This window comes from Phyllobacterium sp. K27 (assembly GCF_054796155.1).
Window position 1 is genome coordinate 1,328,516 of sequence record NZ_CM139240.1, and the last position, 17,491, is coordinate 1,346,006.

17 protein-coding genes are annotated in these 17,491 nt (G+C 55.0%); 9 read left to right on the forward strand and 8 right to left on the reverse strand.

Features of this window, described 5'->3' with window-relative positions; genetic code table 11:
* Positions 1–124: 124 nt before the first annotated feature.
* The gene (locus tag ACYJL1_RS06435; protein ID WP_460897555.1) at positions 125–841 is read left to right on the forward strand and encodes a tellurite resistance TerB family protein; all 717 of its coding nucleotides are present in this window, start codon (positions 125–127) and stop codon (positions 839–841) included.
* A 175-nt stretch (positions 842–1,016) separates the two neighbouring features.
* Here the strand turns inward: ACYJL1_RS06435 and ACYJL1_RS06440 are convergent, their stop codons facing one another.
* A complete protein-coding gene (locus ACYJL1_RS06440; protein WP_460897556.1) occupies positions 1,017–2,186 on the reverse strand; it encodes a pyridoxal phosphate-dependent aminotransferase in 1,170 nt (389 codons plus the stop codon).
* Between the two features lie 92 nt (positions 2,187–2,278).
* Between ACYJL1_RS06440 and ACYJL1_RS06445 the strand changes: the two genes are divergently transcribed.
* A complete protein-coding gene (locus tag ACYJL1_RS06445; protein WP_460897557.1) occupies positions 2,279–2,959 on the forward strand; it encodes a GNAT family N-acetyltransferase in 681 nt (226 codons plus the stop codon).
* A 205-nt stretch (positions 2,960–3,164) separates the two neighbouring features.
* Entirely contained in the window at positions 3,165–3,374 is a 210-nt protein-coding gene (locus ACYJL1_RS06450; protein WP_460897558.1) for a hypothetical protein, read from the forward strand.
* Here ACYJL1_RS06450 and ACYJL1_RS06455 read toward each other — a convergent pair.
* The 4 genes from ACYJL1_RS06455 to ACYJL1_RS06470 all read right to left on the reverse strand — a co-directional run bounded on the left by ACYJL1_RS06455 (position 3,368) and on the right by ACYJL1_RS06470 (position 7,241).
* Positions 3,368–4,402, reverse strand: coding sequence for a nickel/cobalt transporter (locus ACYJL1_RS06455; protein ID WP_460897956.1), 1,035 nt, complete (start codon positions 4,400–4,402; stop codon positions 3,368–3,370). The genes ACYJL1_RS06450 and ACYJL1_RS06455 overlap by 7 nt on opposite strands.
* An 11-nt stretch (positions 4,403–4,413) precedes the next feature.
* Entirely contained in the window at positions 4,414–5,073 is a 660-nt protein-coding gene (locus ACYJL1_RS06460; protein ID WP_460897559.1) for a DUF1007 family protein, read from the reverse strand.
* A 78-nt stretch (positions 5,074–5,151) separates the two neighbouring features.
* Positions 5,152–6,051 (reverse strand): LysR family transcriptional regulator, encoded by a 900-nt coding sequence (locus ACYJL1_RS06465; protein ID WP_460897560.1) that lies wholly within the window; start codon positions 6,049–6,051, stop codon positions 5,152–5,154.
* Positions 6,051–7,241 (reverse strand): amidase, encoded by a 1,191-nt coding sequence (locus ACYJL1_RS06470; protein ID WP_460897561.1) that lies wholly within the window; start codon positions 7,239–7,241, stop codon positions 6,051–6,053. The genes ACYJL1_RS06465 and ACYJL1_RS06470 overlap by 1 nt, the downstream gene beginning before the upstream one ends.
* Before the next feature lie 540 nt (positions 7,242–7,781).
* Here ACYJL1_RS06470 and odc2 point away from each other — a divergent pair.
* Both odc2 and ACYJL1_RS06480 read left to right on the forward strand, forming a co-directional pair.
* Positions 7,782–8,915 carry an ornithine/lysine decarboxylase gene (gene odc2, locus ACYJL1_RS06475; protein ID WP_460897562.1) on the forward strand — a complete coding sequence of 378 codons (1,134 nt, stop codon included), beginning with the start codon at positions 7,782–7,784 and terminating at the stop codon, positions 8,913–8,915.
* Positions 8,916–9,108: 193 nt separating this feature from the next.
* A complete protein-coding gene (locus ACYJL1_RS06480; RefSeq protein ID WP_460897563.1) occupies positions 9,109–9,720 on the forward strand; it encodes a GNAT family N-acetyltransferase in 612 nt (203 codons plus the stop codon).
* A gap of 225 nt (positions 9,721–9,945) precedes the next feature.
* Here the strand turns inward: ACYJL1_RS06480 and ACYJL1_RS06485 are convergent, their stop codons facing one another.
* A complete protein-coding gene (locus tag ACYJL1_RS06485; protein WP_460897564.1) occupies positions 9,946–10,554 on the reverse strand; it encodes an alpha/beta hydrolase in 609 nt (202 codons plus the stop codon).
* A gap of 242 nt (positions 10,555–10,796) precedes the next feature.
* Between ACYJL1_RS06485 and ACYJL1_RS06490 the strand changes: the two genes are divergently transcribed.
* Together ACYJL1_RS06490 and ACYJL1_RS06495 are read left to right on the forward strand one after the other, a co-directional pair.
* Positions 10,797–11,360, forward strand: a complete 564-nt coding sequence (locus tag ACYJL1_RS06490) for an isochorismatase family protein (protein ID WP_460897565.1) — start codon at positions 10,797–10,799, stop codon at positions 11,358–11,360.
* A complete protein-coding gene (locus tag ACYJL1_RS06495; RefSeq protein WP_460897566.1) occupies positions 11,357–12,352 on the forward strand; it encodes a GlxA family transcriptional regulator in 996 nt (331 codons plus the stop codon). Before ACYJL1_RS06490 ends, ACYJL1_RS06495 begins: the two co-directional genes overlap by 4 nt.
* A gap of 243 nt (positions 12,353–12,595) precedes the next feature.
* On the opposite strand, the gene gndA is transcribed toward ACYJL1_RS06495, so the two are convergent.
* A complete protein-coding gene (gene gndA, locus ACYJL1_RS06500) occupies positions 12,596–14,011 on the reverse strand; it encodes an NADP-dependent phosphogluconate dehydrogenase (protein ID WP_460897567.1) in 1,416 nt (471 codons plus the stop codon).
* Between the two features lie 138 nt (positions 14,012–14,149).
* Positions 14,150–14,983 carry a MurR/RpiR family transcriptional regulator gene (locus ACYJL1_RS06505; RefSeq protein WP_460897568.1) on the reverse strand — a complete coding sequence of 278 codons (834 nt, stop codon included), beginning with the start codon at positions 14,981–14,983 and terminating at the stop codon, positions 14,150–14,152.
* 136 nt (positions 14,984–15,119) lie between these two features.
* On the opposite strand from ACYJL1_RS06505, the gene ACYJL1_RS06510 reads away from it, so the two are divergent.
* Together ACYJL1_RS06510 and ACYJL1_RS06515 are read left to right on the forward strand one after the other, a co-directional pair.
* A complete protein-coding gene (locus ACYJL1_RS06510) occupies positions 15,120–15,905 on the forward strand; it encodes an N-formylglutamate amidohydrolase (protein WP_460897569.1) in 786 nt (261 codons plus the stop codon).
* A 70-nt stretch (positions 15,906–15,975) separates the two neighbouring features.
* Positions 15,976–17,469: an amino acid permease gene (locus ACYJL1_RS06515; protein ID WP_460897570.1), complete on the forward strand. Its 1,494-nt coding sequence runs from the start codon at positions 15,976–15,978 to the stop codon at positions 17,467–17,469.
* The last annotated feature ends 22 nt before the right edge of the window (positions 17,470–17,491 follow it).

Sequence of the window (17,491 nt, forward strand, 5' to 3'; positions counted from 1 at the left end):
CTTGTCGAAGGGCGAACCGCGCACGTCGTGATTGCGAGCCACAAATCCTCCCCTGTCATTGCAATGCCATGAAGCTGTTCCTAACTAAGACCAGCCAATTCATGCGACCAAGAGGGAGATATGCATGCTTGACCCGAAAAAGATTTTGAACGATTTCCTGGGAAGCAATATCCCCGGCGTAGGAACCTCGGTGCGCGACACAGCCGGAAAGGCGACGCAAATGGCCAAGGACAATCCTCTCGCAGCAGGTGCGCTGGCAGCGATTTTGCTTGGTACGGGTACGGGCCGCGAAGTTGCCGGTGGTGCATTGAAGCTCGGTGGTCTCGCCGCAGTGGCAGGACTGGCTTACAAGGCTTATCAGAACTATCAATCGGGCAAGGCTCCGGCAGAAACCGCACAGGCTCCCATGGAAGGCGAATTGCTTCCACCGCCGAGCAATTCAGGTTTTGATCCGCAGACAGCACCACAAGGAGAGCATGAGTTTGCGCTGGTTCTGGTGCGTGCGATGATCGCCGCCGCCCGTTCCGATGGCATGGTCGATGAAGCAGAGCGCGCGCGAATTCTCGAAAAGCTCTCGCTCTCCGGCATGAACAGCGACACGCAGGCATTTTTGAACGCCGAACTCAGCGCTCCCGTTGATGTGGATGCGCTGGTTGCAGCCGCCGTTACGGACGAGCAGAAGGTCGAGCTTTATACGGCTTCCCGTCTCGCCATTGATCCAAAGACACGCGGCGAGCGCGGTTATCTCGATCTGTTGGCCGGTCGTCTCAAGCTGCCGGACAGCCTGATTGACCATATTGAGGCAACGGTAAGTCAGGCGAAAGTTGCTACGCCTAATTGAGTTGTGGCATTTATGTAATGCGTCCTTCGACAAGCTCAGGATGAGGGAAGAAGCAGGCTGCATAAGAGTCGTCATCGCTGCAAAGCTTTGACTCTCTTGCTAGTCCAACTTCCCTCATGGTGAGCCAGTCGAAGGGCGAACCACGCACCATATTGAAGCGGGCGGATACGCCCGCTTATTTTGTCAGAAACTTCTCAATGCGCTCGATGGCGCGGATGATGTTTTCTTCCGAGTTGGCATAGGAGAGGCGGATATAGCCTTCGCCGAGAATGCCGAAATCCGGGCCGCCGATCAAAGCAACGCCTGCATCATCCAACAGTGCCGCTGCCAGCTTTTTGGCGGGCCAGCCGGTTTCCTTGACATTGGGGAAGGCGTAGAACGCGCCCTTTGGCGTGGTGCAACTGATCCCCGGCAGGCTGTTCAGACCATCGACAACGATTTTACGGCGATTGTCGAATGCCTTGCACATTTTTTCGACATCGTCCTGCGGGCCATCAATCGCGGCAATGCCAGCAAACTGGCTTGGTGCATTGACGCAAGACCAGCAATTGACCGCCAGCTTGCGCACCTTGTCATAGAGCTGATCGGGCCAGATGGACCAGCCCATGCGCCAGCCTGTCATCGCCCATGTCTTCGACCAGCCATTGAGCACGATCAGACGGTCACGGATTTCCGGAAAGGACAGGAGCGAGCAATGTTCTTCGCCATCATAGGTCATGACATCGTAAATCTCGTCGGACATGATTGCGACATGCGGATGGGCTTCCAGACCTTTCACCAGTTTCTCGATTTCCGACTTTGGCGTTACACCGCCAGTCGGGTTCGCAGGTGAATTGAGGATCAGAAGCCGCGTGTTCGGCGTAATCAGAGACAGCGTTTCCTCGGCGGAGAAAGCAAATCCGTTTTCCTCGCGGATAGGCACAGGAACCGGCTTGGCGCCTGTGAACTCGATCATCGAGCGGTAAATGGGAAAGCCGGGATCGGGATAAAGGATTTCCGCACCGGGTTCGCCGAAGATCAGGATCGCGGCAAACATCGTCACCTTGCCGCCTGGCACGATGATGATGTTTTCCGGCGAGACTTCAACGCCTGTCATAGTTAGCGTGCGCCGTGCGACGGCTTCGCGCGTTGCCAGCAGGCCATTGGCGGGCGTGTAGCCATGATGACCGTCTTTGAGTGCCTTGATGGCAGCCTCGACAATATGGGCCGGTGTCTTGAAGTCCGGCTGGCCGATGCCGAGATTGATGATGTCTTTGCCCTGAGCGCTGAGGGCCGTGGCGCGAGCGAGGACAGCAAAGGCATTTTCTTCGCCTATACGGTCGAAGCCCGAAATGGTACGCAGCATTTTCTTGTCTCACATACAATTTGCAACTTCTGCTTTGTGCGGGGAGTATCGTAACAAGTCAAACGTGCTTTTTGAAATAGGGCCTGATTTACATGACCGATCTGAAAGACTGGACCCCGCGACCTCTTCCTGCTCCCACGCCGCTTGAGGGGCGTTATGTGCGCCTTGAGCCCATCAATGCGGCAAAACATGGCGATGGGCTTTACAAGGCCTCGACGGTTGCTGATGCGGAAAGCCGGTTCCGCTATCTTTTCGAAGATGTACCGGAGAGCCGGGAGGCGATGACGCCATGGCTGGAAAAGGTCGAGGCGAGCAAGGATCCGCTGTTCTATACGGTTATCGACAAGGCCAGCGGCAAAGTTGCAGGACGGCAAGCCTTGATGCGAATCGATCCGGCGCATGGCAGTATCGAGATCGGTAATATTTACTGGGGCCCGTTAATTGCACGCAAGCCTGCGGCCACGGAAGCGCAATATCTGTTCATGGAATATGCTTTCGACGTGCTTGGCTACCGGCGCTACGAATGGAAGTGCAATAATAGTAATGAACCTTCAAAGCGCGCTGCGGAACGGTTTGGCTTCACATTCGAGGGTATTTTTCGCCAGCATATGGTGCAGAAAGGCCAGAACCGGGACACAGCCTGGTATTCAGTGACGGACAAGGAATGGCCGACACTGAAAGCCGCCTATCAGGCCTGGCTTTCGCCTGACAATTTTGATGCCGAGGGACAGCAGATCAAGCGGCTGGAAGAGCTTCGGCTTGCTGCAAGATAAGCGTGCGTGGTTCGACAAGCTCACCATGAGGGAGATGGTGGGTTGCAAGGGCCTCAGCAATTTCTGCAGCCCGCTGCCTTCCTCATGGTGAGTCCTCCTGAGCTTGTCGAAGGGCGAACCACGCATATAAAGATTTGCCGGAATACTTGCTTTGCGACCGGATAGGGCTACAACGCCACTTATATCGAACTGAGTGGTGATGTTGATGGACCCGAAAACCCGAAATGCGGCTATAGCGGCAGCCTGTATCATGCTTGGTTTTGGCATTGTCGCTTATCTTATGCCGAACATGATGCTGGCAATTGGCGACAAGTCACCGCTGGCTGCCGGTATTTTCGCCCTCATTTTCGTTTTCGGTTTTTTCGTCGTGTTCTGGCTGCGCGCCAGAAGCCAGCGCCGCAATAATAATCAATAGGACAGCGAAGCCGTCAGAAGCAGCAAGCCAATCAGCACGATGAACAGTGCGCCACCAATTTCGATAACATTCTGAACCCGGCCCGAAAGCGCCGTTTCGCCGGATATGCGCAAGGCGACATTCTTGGCGGTGACGGCCAAAGTTGCCAGTATTGCCACCGTTATGAATGTGCCAAAGGCCATAGCGAAAACCGATAGAATTCCGCCCAGGACCAGACCGTTCAATAGCGAGAAAGTCAGAACAATCAGCGCGCCGGAACAAGGGCGCAGGCCAACGGCAATAATTGCTGCCCAAGCGGTTTTCCAGTTGAAATCACCGGAAATCATGGCTGGATCGGGTGCATGGCTGTGACCACAGGTTTCACAGACGTGGCCCGCCGCATGGGAATGGTCATGGCGGTGCGCATGGTGATTGTGATGGGCGTGACCGTGATGGGCGTGGTCATGGTGCGCGTGCCCGGCGTGGGCATGTGCATGTGCATGTGGGGCATTGGCAGCAAAAAGCCGTGGCACCTTGCGCCAGAGCAAGGTCAGACCAAAGGCCACTATCAGCGCGAAACTCGCCACTTCCATGACATGTGTTGCATCGTCCATGGACACAGTGGTGCCGCGGAGCACAAGAAACGTCAGACCGATAATGAAGATGGCTGTGAGAGCCTGCAACATGGACGAGGCGAAGGACAGAAAGACCCCGCGCTTCAAGGTCGTTTCATTGGCAACCATATAGGATGAAATGACAGCCTTGCCATGACCGGGGCCAACAGCGTGCAATATGCCGTAGAGAAAGGACAGGCCAACGAGAACTGAAGCTTGCCACGGGTCTTCACGCATGGCTTTGAGAGCCTTTGTCATGGCCAGATAAAAGGCGCGCTGCTGTGTATTGACCCAGAAAATGAGTTCGGCAAACGGGCCTGTCGGCTTCATCGCAACTTCATTCATACCGATGCCAAGCGAAGAGGTTTGCGCCAGAGCATGTCCGCCCAAGAGCGTGAGCGCAAGAAGCGCACAAAGCCAGATCGATTTCCGCATCATTTATCCTTTTACCCTTGGGAGGGGCATTCAATTTCAAGCCTTGTGGCAAAAATTTTCGTCATATCGGTGCCGGTGGGGTCGTTAAAAAAAGCGTCTGTCAATGTGCCCTGATTTTGCGCAATGGCTTCATCCGGATTTGGGCGGACCACTTTCTGCTTGCAAGTCGGGGGCAGTCCCGTGACATGCACATCCGAGTCGTTGACATAGTCGATGGCCGTATAAAATGTCGGATCATAGACGCCAAAGCTGGTTTTTGCGCCAAGCTTGAGCGGTTGTTTGGGGGCACTCTCAAAGATGATCAGTAACTGGTTGTTCTGGAAATCCGCGATCAGATGCTTTGGCGCTTCCATGACAACCTTCTTGTCATTGAGCTGGACGGACTGAAAATAGTCGAATTCGGAAATCGAGGCGTTGATGGTTTCTGCCAGTGACGCCAATTCTGCTTCGTCCAGCTTGAGGTCGCCATTCTTGTCGAATTCCACCAGGACGGTGCTGGAAAAAATATCGTCAAAGCGCCAGACATGGCCGAGCTTCTCAACGGTTCCGTCAGGTTTGATTGTAATGTCGAGCCGCGCTTCGGCAAAGACATGCGGATGGACATAGGCAGGCGTGGCAAGGGTCATGCCCAAAGCCAGGGTTGCCATGAAGACCGCGCGTTTTTGCTGCATGAATCGACCTTTGTTATTGTGGCACAGGACATCCCGAACTTGGCGAAATTGGGACGATATAACATTAAGCCCTGTGTTTTACACCTTACGGTTGTCCTTGAACCATTTTGCCAGGTAATCGACAAGCACGCGGACCTTGGCAGGCAGGTAGCGCCGGTGCGGGTAGACCGCATAAATACCCGCGTCCCGCATGGCGAATTCTTCAAGCACGGCTACCAGCTTGCCGCTGGCAATATCCGGCGCAGCGATAAAATCCGGCAGCATGGCAAAGCCAAGTCCCGCAAGAGCGGCACGACGCGCGGCGAGCGGACTGTTGATCTCGATTGGTCCGGACACCTGAACGGAAAGCATCGGTCCGCTTTCATTGTGAAACTGCCAGCTATTGCGCGAGCGATTATTGGTATCAACGATGCAGGGCAATGAGCCAAGCTGTTCCGGACGCTGAGGAACGCCAGTCTGTTCAATCAAAGCGGGCGAGGCGCAGGCAGTGACCCGAAACGGGGCAATGCGCTTGGCGATCAGCGATGAATCCTGCATGCGGGTGATGCGGATGGCGAGGTCGAAGCCTTCCTCCACCAGATCGACAAAGCGGTCATCGAGCCGAACATCCAGCGTTATATCCGGTTGTTCGGCGCAAAAATCGATAAGGCACTGGCCAATATCCGCATCGGCGAATGTGCGCGGCGCTGAAATCTTGATCCGACCCTTGATGTCGCTGCTGGTGTCGCGAACCGTTTCCTTCAGGTTTTCGACATCACGCAGAATTTCACTGGCGCGCTGGTAATAGGTGTGACCGGCTTCCGTCAGCGAAAATTGCCGCGTGGTGCGATTGAGAAGCAAGGCACCAAGCTCATCTTCCAGTTCACGTACATATTTGGACAGAAGTGCCTTGGAACGTCCGATTTTGCGCGCCGCTGCTGAAAACCCCTCTGCCTCCACGACATCGACATAGGCGCGCATGCGGGTGAGGGTGTCCATCAGCTTGCCCTTGCCGATTGGAGAATCGTGCGGCCAAGGCGGATGAGCGCCATGTCGCTGCCCTTCGGCCCAAGCAAGGAAATGCCAAATGGCGCGCCGTGAACCTGCCCGATCGGCAAAGTGATCTGCGGAAAGCCTGACAGGCCGGAAAGCATCAACAAGCGCAGGGCCTGTTCGCGATACGCCTGAAGTTCCTCAAAGGGCATTGCTGCCAGGGGTGCTGCACCGGGTACGGTCGGCATGATCAATACGCCATCGTCCTGCAACAGATCACCAAGCTCGCTGGTGAAAAGAGCCCGGCGCCTGGCTTGAGCCTGATAGGTTTCAAGATCAATGGCCGCAGCATATTCAAAGCGCTCTTTGACCTCAGGCCCCAGATTGCGATCCTTTTCAGATAGCCATGCTCCATGGGCGGCCCAAGCCTCAAAACCCTGAATCTGCCGGAAGCAAAGATAAAGGTCGTCCATGGATGCGGTTGACTGACGGGCAGAGCGGGCATGACCAAGATTGTCTGCGACCAGTCTGTACATTTGCCGGTAGGCGGCATCTTCTGCCTCGCCGACCAGAAGATGCTCCAATAGCGGGATGAAAAGTGGGCGGTTCAGCTTGAAGTCACTTTCGTCAGGCCCGAGCAGGACATTGCCGACTTTTTCATAAAGCTCAATGTCACGGGAAAACCAGCCAAATGTATCAAGGGTAGGTGCCAACGGCATCGTGCCTTCAAGCGAAATGCGTCCATGGCTGGTGCGCAGACCGATCAGACCGCAAAAGCTGGCGGGAGCGCGAATGGAGCCGCCCGTATCGGTGCCGGTGGCTATGCTGGCCAATCCGCCCGCAACTGCTGAAGCTGAACCCGACGAAGAGCCGCCAGTGACGCGATCGGGTGCTTTGGGATTTACCGGGTGAGGATAATGAGCATTTTGCCCCATGAGCGAGAAGGCCAGTTCGTCGGTTTGGGCCTTGCCAATGAACACCGCGCCAGCATCCAACAGCTTTTGGACGGCGGGGGCGGTGGTGTCGGCGCGTGGTGATTCGGTTTGTTTTTGCGTGTTTCCGCAGCCAGTAGGTAAACCGGCAACGTCAAATATGTCTTTGACCGCCAAAGTTTCACCGCTCAAGGGGCCATTGCCCGAAGAAAGGCTGACGGGCGGTAAATCCAAAAGGGCGTTCAGGGGCTTTGATATGGTCATCGTTCAAAGATTCTACGTGATTTCCCTCTGTTTGTTCAATGAATAAAAAACTTTGTCACAATCGATATTTGTCATTGATTGGACACATATTCCGCCTTATATCGCCCTTGCCCAAAGTCGCACGTGCCCATGGGTGTCCGCCGATCTTCATTATGGTGAGGAAACGGTATGGTACCTGGAACTAACCCCTCCAGTCAGCTTAGCAGCCAACTGCCAAAGCTGAGGACATCTGAAGCAACGACGGTGCGGGCCTAGTCGGTCTCTTTCGGCTGTCCAAAAGCCGAGAATTACTGAAGAGGCACACCTTCATTGCCGGTAGTGCGGATGGGAACATCCAAACCAAGGCAGACAAAGCGGATCGATGCCGATTGGCGCAGATCCACCGCCGCATGAACTCGTCCGTGTTTTCAGCATCTCCAAAGGCTGGCTTCGCGGGGGATGGATTCATGCACTTTGTCCTCAGCAGTTTCGACGGGCGAGTCCCGGGAAATTGCACCTGCTTGAGCGGCCATACCAGCCGCTATGGAATTGGAGCATAACATGGCTACGCAGCGCATTATCGACTTCATCAATACCCGACGCCCGAACGGCCCCTGCATGGTGCTCGATCTCGATGTCGTGCGCGAAAATTTCCACAATTTCGAAATGGCCTTGCCAGAGTCGAAGATTTTTTATGCGGTGAAGGCAAACCCTGCGCCGGAAATTCTGCGTCTGCTCAGCAATCTCGGTTCCAGTTTCGACACGGCATCGGTTGCCGAAGTCGAAATGGCGCTTGATGCCGGTGCCACTGCAGATCGTATTTCCTTTGGCAACACGATCAAGAAAGAGCGCGATATTGCCCGCGCCTTCGAACTTGGTATTCGCCTCTTTGCTGTTGATTGCGTCGAGGAAGTCGAAAAAGTAGCCCGTGCTGCTCCCGGCGCGCGCGTGTTCTGCCGCGTTCTTACCGATGGTGCCGGCGCCGAATGGCCGCTGTCGCGCAAGTTCGGCTGCGTGCCTGCAATGGCCGTCGATGTACTTCGTTCCGCCCAGCAGCTTGGCCTCGAAAGCTATGGCGTTTCCTTCCATGTCGGTTCGCAGCAGACAGATCTTGCTGCATGGGATCGTGCGCTCGGCGATGCCAAGGAAGTATTCGATGCGCTTGCCAAGGAAGGCATTACGCTGAAAATGGTCAATATGGGCGGTGGTTTCCCAACCCGTTACCTCAAGGATGTGCCAACTGCACAGGCCTATGGCCAGGCCATTTTCCAAGCACTGAGCAAGCATTTCGGCAACCGCCTGCCAGAGACAATCATCGAGCCGGGCCGTGGCATGGTTGGTAATGCCGGTGTCATCAAGGCCGAGGTCGTGCTCGTGTCGAAGAAGGCCGCCAATGACAATGTGCGCTGGGTCTATCTCGATATCGGCAAGTTCGGCGGTCTGGCCGAGACGATGGATGAGGCAATCCGCTATCAGATCACCACGCCGCGCGATGGCGATGTTTCCGAGCCATGCGTTCTTGCTGGCCCGACCTGCGACAGTGCCGATGTGATGTACGAAAAGAACCCCTATCCGCTGCCGATCTCGCTGACTATTGGCGACGAAGTGCTGATCGAGGGAACTGGCGCTTACACCACGACCTACTCGGCTGTTGCGTTCAATGGCTTCGAGCCACTCCGATCATACGTAATTTAAGCGACCTTTGATAAGTTCACCCTGATGGGTATCTGATGTGATTTTCTCCGCTTCCGGTGCTCATGGACAAGAAAGTCCACTGCGCTCCGGTTCTCGAAAACCGCACCAGCTCCCTCATCAGGCAGAACTCTCAAAAGGTCTCTCGTCCCCGCATAGCGTGATGACGCATCCTTATGATTGATTGGTCAAGACAATGAACGCCGCAGAATATATCGAACAAAATCTGCACCCTGATGGATTGCAGGCTTTCACTATCCGCAATGAAACCGCGCAGGACGAAAAAGCCCGCGAGGCTCTGCTCGACCGTGCGATGGGCGAGGGACGCCGCCGGAAATCTTCTGAAAAGCTCCGGCGCGGACGCTTGCCTGCGCAAGGGTTGACTTTTGTTGCGCATGGCAATGATGGCGCTTTGCTGGGCACTGTCCGGCTTTGGGACATTCAGGCGGGACATAATGCATCAGGCAAACCCGTGCGCGCCTTGCTGCTCGGACCATTGGCTGTCGAACCAACGCTCAAGGGCCACGGAATCGGTGCTGCACTCATGCGCCACGCAACTGCAGAAGCCGCGCGCCTCGGTCATGGTGCGGTTCTGCTCGTGGGTGATCCGGAATATTACGTGCGTTTCGGATTTGACGGCACGAAGACGGCCGGTCTTGCGATGCCGGGGCCTGTTGAGCGCCATCGCTTTCTGGCGCTGGAACTGAAAGCCGGACATCTTGACGGTGCGCATGGCCTGTTGACTGCCAAGGGCAAGCGCTCTTCTGCTATCAGAATATTGCCGGTGGCAATGCGCTTTTCGAGGTAAACACTAATCCCGCTTATTGTCACTCGGTGAAATAAGCGGGATTTTTTACATTTGCAGCAAGCTCCTGCGTGGTTCGACGGGGCTCACCATGAGGAAGGTGGCTGGCTGCAAAATAGTCATCAACGCCAAAGAATATGGCTCCCTGCAATCAATTACTTTCCTCATGGTGAGCCCTCCTGAGCTTGTCGAAGGGCGAACCACGCACAATGGTCGTGCCAGTGGGATTTACGATTTTATAAAACTTCGGATCGCGGCGATCTCACTCTGCTGGATTTCATGGCCGCCGGGGTGCCAGGCAAGCTCAGTCTCCACACCCTGTGCAATCAGATAATCGGCAAAGTCCTGCGTCAATGAAGGTGGGCAGATAGGGTCACGCTGTCCGGCGGTGATCAGCACACGCTTGCCCGCAAGACCCTGTTGGGGGCCAGGCTGCCATGGGATTAGCGGATGCATCAGCACAGCGTCATTGAACAGGCCCGGATGTTTCAGCATGATCGAGGCAAGAATGTTTGCACCATTGGAATAGCCAAGGCCGATAACCCTGGATGGCCGTGCCTCGATCTTGCGGGCACGAATGAAATCCGCCATCGCATCAGTGCGCATAGCAAGATCGTCCATGTCATAAACGCCTTCGCCAGTCCGTCGGAAAAAGCGAAATGCGCCATGTTCTGATACGTCTCCGCGCGGCGCGATAATGCCAGCATCCGGCAGCAATTGCCTTCCGAAGTCGAAGAACTGGTTTTCGTCGCCTCCTGTGCCATGAAAGACAAACAGCAAGGGCTGGCCCGGGTGTTCGGCAAGATGAGTGCGATTCTGATAGCTATTGACTGACATGGATGACCTTTCCGTCCGGTCTGCTTGTATCCGGTTCGTTTGATGACTTTATTGCCCCAATATGGGTACTGGGCCAACGAAAAGAAGCTCTGACTATTGGATGGATTGTCTACCAGATGAAGACAGTGTACCGGATCTGCCATATGTTGGCGTTTTCTGTCCGCTTTTCGTCCGGTTCATGCGTATCGGCCTGTCATATCAAGCTTTATTCTTATAGTATCAACAGACAGGAGAATCCGAAAATGTCCGCCAACACAGCGCTAATCGTTATTGACGTGCAAGAATCATTCCGCCACCGCGATTATTGGAACGAGGCAGAAGCCCAGCCTTTTATCGCCAATATTCAGCGTTTGATTGATGGGGCAAAGGCAAAGGGCCTGCCTGTAGTGCGGATTTTTCACGTTGATGGCGATGGTCCATTTGCGCTGGATTCCGGCTTTATCAAGCCACTGGCACCCGTCTCATTTAATGCCGATGCCGTGTTCAACAAATCCCGCCATAGCGCCCTTGTCGGGAGCGGGCTTGACGTGTGGTTGATCGAAAACGGCATCCGCAAAGTGTTGATAGCCGGTATCCGCACGGAGCAGTGCTGTGAGACGACGACGCGCCATGCATCAGATTTGGGTTATGAGGTGGAGTTTGTCTCCGAAGCAACGCTGACCTTTGCCATGACACATCCCGATGGCCGCATATTCAGCGCTGATGAAATCAAGGCTCGTACCGAACTGGTTCTTGCCGGTCGCTTTGCGCAGATTGTTACGGTTGACGAGGCCTTGAGCGGAGCAGAACGCGCGATGGCCGCATGAGTATAATTGAACCAAGAAATATCGATGTTCTGGTGGTGGTGCCCGCAAGGGCACTGCTCCTGGACATTGCTGGGCCAGTGGAAGTGTTGCGCAAGGCGAATTTCGATCAGGATTCGGTGCGCTTCAATGTGCGTTATGTCGGCCCGCTCGCTCATGTCACTACATCCATCGGGCTGACTATAAGCGGGATAGAGCCATTACCGGAGAATGTTCCGGCCGATGCCATGATTGTGCTTGCAGGTGATACGACGACGCTGCTGGACACTCCGGCGACTGCCCATGCGGAAGTGCAGGGCCAAGGGGATAAAGATATTATTGACTGGCTGCAGGCACACTTCGTCGGCACGCAAAAACTGGTGACGATCTGTTCAGGTGCCTTGCTTGCAGGACGCGCGGGTCTTCTCGATGGATATGCTTGCACCACTCATTTCGGCTTAGTCGATGAACTGCGTGAAAAGGTGCCCACGGCACGGGTTTTTGACAACCGGCTTTATGTCGAAGACGGCAATCGTTATTCAAGCGCCGGTATCACGGCAGGGATTGATCTGATGCTGCATCTTGTCGGGCAAATTGCCGGGCCTGCCTGCGCCGTCGCCGTTGCACGCTATCTGGTGGTTTATCTGCGGCGCAGCGGCTCTGATCCGCAATGGTCGCCCTGGCTTGACGGGCGCAATCACATTCATCCCGCGATTCACCGCGTTCAGGACAAGCTTGCGGCTGATCCGGCACAGAATTGGACGTTGCAGTCGCTTTCTGACATCGCGGCAACAAGTCCACGGCACCTCTCACGCCTTTTCAACGAACACACAGGAATGAGTATTCCCGAATATCTCAACCGCCTGCGAGTCGCTTTGGCGCGGGAGATATTGAGCAATACGCGGCTGGATATGGAAGGGGTGGCAGATCGCACCGGGTTTGCGTCGGCAAGGCAATTGCGCCGGGCATGGGGGCGGATTCATGCTGCTCCGCCCAGTAGTGCAAGATTGCCGTGATGCGAACGGCAATCCCCATTTCTATTGAGGTTATCTATTCTGCTGCATGGGTGCTGTGCGTGGTTCGACAAGCTCACCATGAGGGAGGTGGTTTGATTGCAAGAACTGTATTCGGCCAAGATGAGTATATTTTGCAGTCAACAACATTCCTCATGGTGAGCACCGTCGAACCACGCACTGATAATATTGCAAGCCCGTTCATTGCTAGCTCATGAACGTGTCGAACAATATTATAGAAACTGATTAAGCATCGGACCAAGGACCATGGAAATCGCCTTCTTCCCCAAGGCGTTTGAAGCCATGCGCACCGAAGAAATCACGCTGCGCCTGAATGAGATTGGCTGTGCCGCGTGCCTGCCGGAACCCATCGAAATAGTTGAGGGCAGCGGAAAGTGCCGGAACGGGCAGACCAGCGAGCGAGGCCTCGGCAACGATCTTGCGTAAGGATTTGGAGCCTGACTGCATGCGCTCGACAAAGGCCGGGACCAGCAGAAGATTGGTGCCTTCACTGCCTTCGAAAGCGGCTGCAATCTGATCGAGGAATTGCGAGCGGATGATGCAGCCTGCGCGCCAGATGCGGGCAGTGGTTGCAAGGGGGATGTCCCAGCCGCGTTCCTTTGATGCGCCTGCCATGACATCGAAGCCTTGCGCATAGGCCGCAATCTTGCCAGCAAGCAAGCCCTGTTCCAGTGAATCGATAAATGCCTGGCTGCCATCGGAGAGTTTGGTCATGCCAAGATCGCCATAGGCCTTTGCGGCTTCGCCCCGCTGCTCGACCATGGACGAGATCGAACGGGCGGCAACCGCAGCTTCAATGCCGGTGGCCGGAATGCCCAGCATCTGCGCTTCAATAGCCGCCCAGCGGCCAGTGCCTTTTTGACCGGCGCTATCGAGAATGACATCGACGGCAGGCTTGCCGGTCTTCTTGTCAGTGGCGAGCAGAACCTTGGCGGTGATTTCGATGAGATAGGAGTTCAGCGGGCCTTCATTCCATTTGTGGAAAATCCTGCCAATAGCCTCGGATGAAAGACCAAGGCCATCGCGCAACACGCCATAGACTTCAGCAATCATCTGCATGTCGGCATATTCAATGCCGTTATGGATCGTCTTGACGAAATGACCGGCCCCATCGGGGCCGAGCAGGGCTGAACAGGATTCGCCTTCGTATTTTGCAGAAATTGCCGTTAAAACCGGCTCAATGCGGGCATAGGATTCAGGCGTGCCACCAACCATGATCGACGGGCCATGACGCGCACCTTCTTCACCGCCGGAAACGCCCATGCCGACAAATGTCGGATCGTTCGCACCCAGTTCCGCCAGACGGCGTACCGTGTCATGGAAGTTTGCATTGCCTGCATCAATAATAATATCTTCCTTGGCAAGGAAGGGTTTGAGCGCGGCAATCTGCTCGTCAACGGCCTCGCCAGCCTTGACCATGAGAATGATAGGACGCGGCGCGCGGATGTTTTTGGCCAGATCCTCAAGCGTTTCGCACGCGATGATCTTGTCCTGTAGCTCGCCTGCTTCGGTATAAAACTCGTTTGTTTTGGCAACGGTTCTGTTGAAAACCGCAACGCGATAACCGTTCTCGGCGATATTCAGCGCCAGATTGGCACCCATGACGCCGAGGCCGATCAATCCGATGTCAGCTTGCTGCATGATTTTGGTCCTTACACATTCAATAGGGCATAGTGCGATAATTTCATCCGGATGAACGGCACAGGTGCCTTTTTCGAGTCCGGGACAGCATTAGTATATCAATGAGCGTCGGCGGCAATGGTTTGTCCTCGAGAAAATCTAACTATCGCGCAATTGCTCCAGATCGCGGATGCGATTTGCACTGCTTTGCTCAAGCTTACGCGTGACTTCCGCAATCAAAGTTTCTGCGATGAGAAAGAGTGCGGCGGACGAATCCCAAGGGGAGGGCACAGCGGTCCGACCAGCGATGACATGGCGGGCGAAACGCGCGATCGGAGAGAGCCATTGGTCGGTGACGAGCACGATCTCCACGCCGCGCGCCTGCGCCTTTTCGGCAAACTGCAACAGACTATCCTGATAGCGGCGGATATCGAAAATGAGCAGCACATCTTTCTTGCCCATATCGATTAATTGATCGCGCCAGTGGCTTTCCTGCCCCGTTAGATGCGTGACCCCGGGCCGGACGATCTTGAGATGCGCTGCCATATAGGTGGCGATGGGATCAGTGAAGCGTCCGCCGAGGAGGTAGAGGCGGGCGCGATTGCGGCTCAGTGCATCCGTCACGTCATCAAGCTGCTGCGCTGAAAGATGCTGGAATGTTTCGCGGATGTTCTCAATTGCCGCTTCCATGAGTGGAAACGTTACATCACCCTTTGGTCGCTGGATGGTGGCTGTGCGATTCCACGGCGATTGCACCTGTGCTGCTAGTTCCTCTTGCAGGGCGCTCTGGAACTCCGGATAGCTGTGAAAGCCAAGCCGTGAGACGAAACGCAGGATGGTTGGCGAGGATACACCAGCCTGACCTGAAAACTCAGCAACAGTTCTCAAGCCAATGAGCGGATAATTGGCAATAAGCGTTTGCGCCGCCCTGCGCTCCGAGGCTGGCATCGCGTCAATCTTTTCTGCGATCAGCTCGGAAATGCTGGTGCTCATGTCTGTTTCCCCGGTCCGAATTTTGAAACGTAAATTTCCGATTTGACAATTTTGATTGTTATGTATCAAATCATACGAGAGTGGAAATAAAAACATAAAATGTAACGTAAAGTACAGTTTGCCGAAAAGGGCAAAAATGGGCCGGACCATAGCGAGCGGTGCGCCGCAGGCAGTGACGAAAGAGTGGGCTCCCGTTCGGGTAACGAATCCGGATGGCGCGGGCCCATGCATCATTCTTTGCGACCACGCGTCCAATTATGTGCCGGACGGTTTCGGCACTCTCGGATTGCAGGATAGCGATCTTCGAAAACATATTGCCTGGGATCCAGGTGCGCTTGGTGTCAGTGCCGCCATGAGCAGACTGCTTGATGCGCCGCTTGTCGAATGCTGCGTATCTCGCCTGATCATTGACTGCAATCGCCCGCTGGATGCGCCAGACCTGGTGCCATCGCTGAGCGAATCGACGATTATTCCGGCCAACGAGAATCTCAGCGAAGCGGCGCGGCAGGAGCGTATCGAACTCTCGCACAGACCTTACCACGCGGCGATTGAGCGTTTGGTGCGCGAACGCAAGCAGGCGGGGCTGCCAGATCCCGTTTTCGTGGCGGTCCACAGCTATACGCCGGTCTATCGCGGTGTGACGCGTCCCTGGCATATCGGAATCATCCACGATGCCGATGAGAGGCTTTCTGCACCCCTTATCACCGTATTGAAGCGTGATGAAACTTTGAGCATAGGGGACAACGAACCCTACTCTCCTGCCGACCGCGTTTATTACACGCTCGAGCGTCACGCCCGGGCGGCAGGCTATCTATGTGTGATGGTCGAACTACGCAATGACCTGATCACCAATGCGCATGAGGAAAAACACTGGGGCGAAAAACTTGCTCTGATCTTACAGGAAACCTTGGGGAAGAATTGAATAGTCCGCCATTATGCGGCGGTCGGGCATGCACTCACAGTCAATTGAACATCAATTAAAGGGGATAATCATGGCAAGTGCAGACAATAAAAAGGTAGTTGGGAGTGTCGCGTACCAAACGCGCGACAAGCAATATTTCGAGAAGCGCCAGCTCATTCGACATGCGAATGTATGGCACCTTTGGGCCCTCGGGGTAGGCGCCGTCATTTCAGGTCATTTTTCGGGCTGGAATGGGGGCCTGCTTCAGGGCGGATGGGGCGGTATGTTCATCGCCACGATCATCATTGCCATCATGTATCTTGGTTTGACCTTCGCTATTGCGGAAATGTCTCCCGCCCTGCCTCACACGGGCGCAGCCTATTCGTTCGCACGGACCTCGATGGGGCCTTGGGGCGGGTTTCTGACCGGTCTGGCGGAGAATGTTGAATATGTTCTGACACCAGCGGTGATTGTGTTCTTCATCGGCTCTTACCTGACTGGGATATTCGGCACGTCAGCGGAGTTTCAGCCCGTCTGGTGGGTTGCGGCCTATATTGTTTTTCTGGCTCTCAACATATGGGGTGTTGCCCTGTCATTCCGTGTGACGCTGATTGTGACCATCCTTGCGCTTGCGTGTCTGGTGGTCTTCTGGATATCGGCTATCGGACATATGGACTTCTCCCGCTGGGCGATGAATATCGGACCTGGCGGTGTCGAGCTTCCGGAAGGAAACGGACCGTTTCTTCCCAACGGCATTACGGGCGCACTTGCAGCTCTGCCATTTGCTGTCTGGCTGTTTCTTGCGATCGAGCAGTTGCCACTTGCTGCGGAAGAATCCATTGATCCAAAGCGCGATATGCCCAAAGGGATCATTTTCGGCGTTCTGACGCTGGTCGTTTCCGCTTTCGCAATCCTGACTTTCAATCCTTCTGTGGTCGGGATCGGGGCTTTTGCACTCGGCTCATCGGGTGAACCATTGCTGGACGGCTTTAAGGCCATCTATGGCGAAGGCATCGCCAAAGGCCTTGCTCTTGTGGCTGTGCTCGGGCTGATCGCATCATTCCACACCATCATCTTTGCACAGGGGCGCCAAATATTTTCGCTAAGCCGTGCCGGTTATTTTCCTACGGTTCTGTCGGTCACGCATGGCACACGCAAGACACCGCATGTTGCCATGATAGCCGGTGCTGCTCTGGGCTTGCTGGTGATCCTCAGCCTCTGGTTCCTGCTCGGTTCCGAGCGTGGCGGTGCTGCCATTGGTTTCACGCTGCTGAACATGGCTGTCTTTGGAGCGATGCTTAGCTACATCATGCAGGCTGTATCCTTCATCCTGCTGCGCAAAAACTATCCGCATATCGAACGGCCATTCCGTAACCCGTTCGGTATTACGGGTGCCGTGCTCACGATCATCATCGCGATTGTGACGCTCTACTTCCAGTTAACCGATCCGGTCTACCGACAGGGTATTTTGGGTGTCGCTGTCTGGTTCGCAGTGTTCATCGCTTACTTCGCCTTTATCGGACGGCACAAACTCATCCTGTCACCGGAAGAAGAGTTCGCGCTCGAACATGTCGAAACGGCCTGACAGGCTATAAATAAAGCTGCGC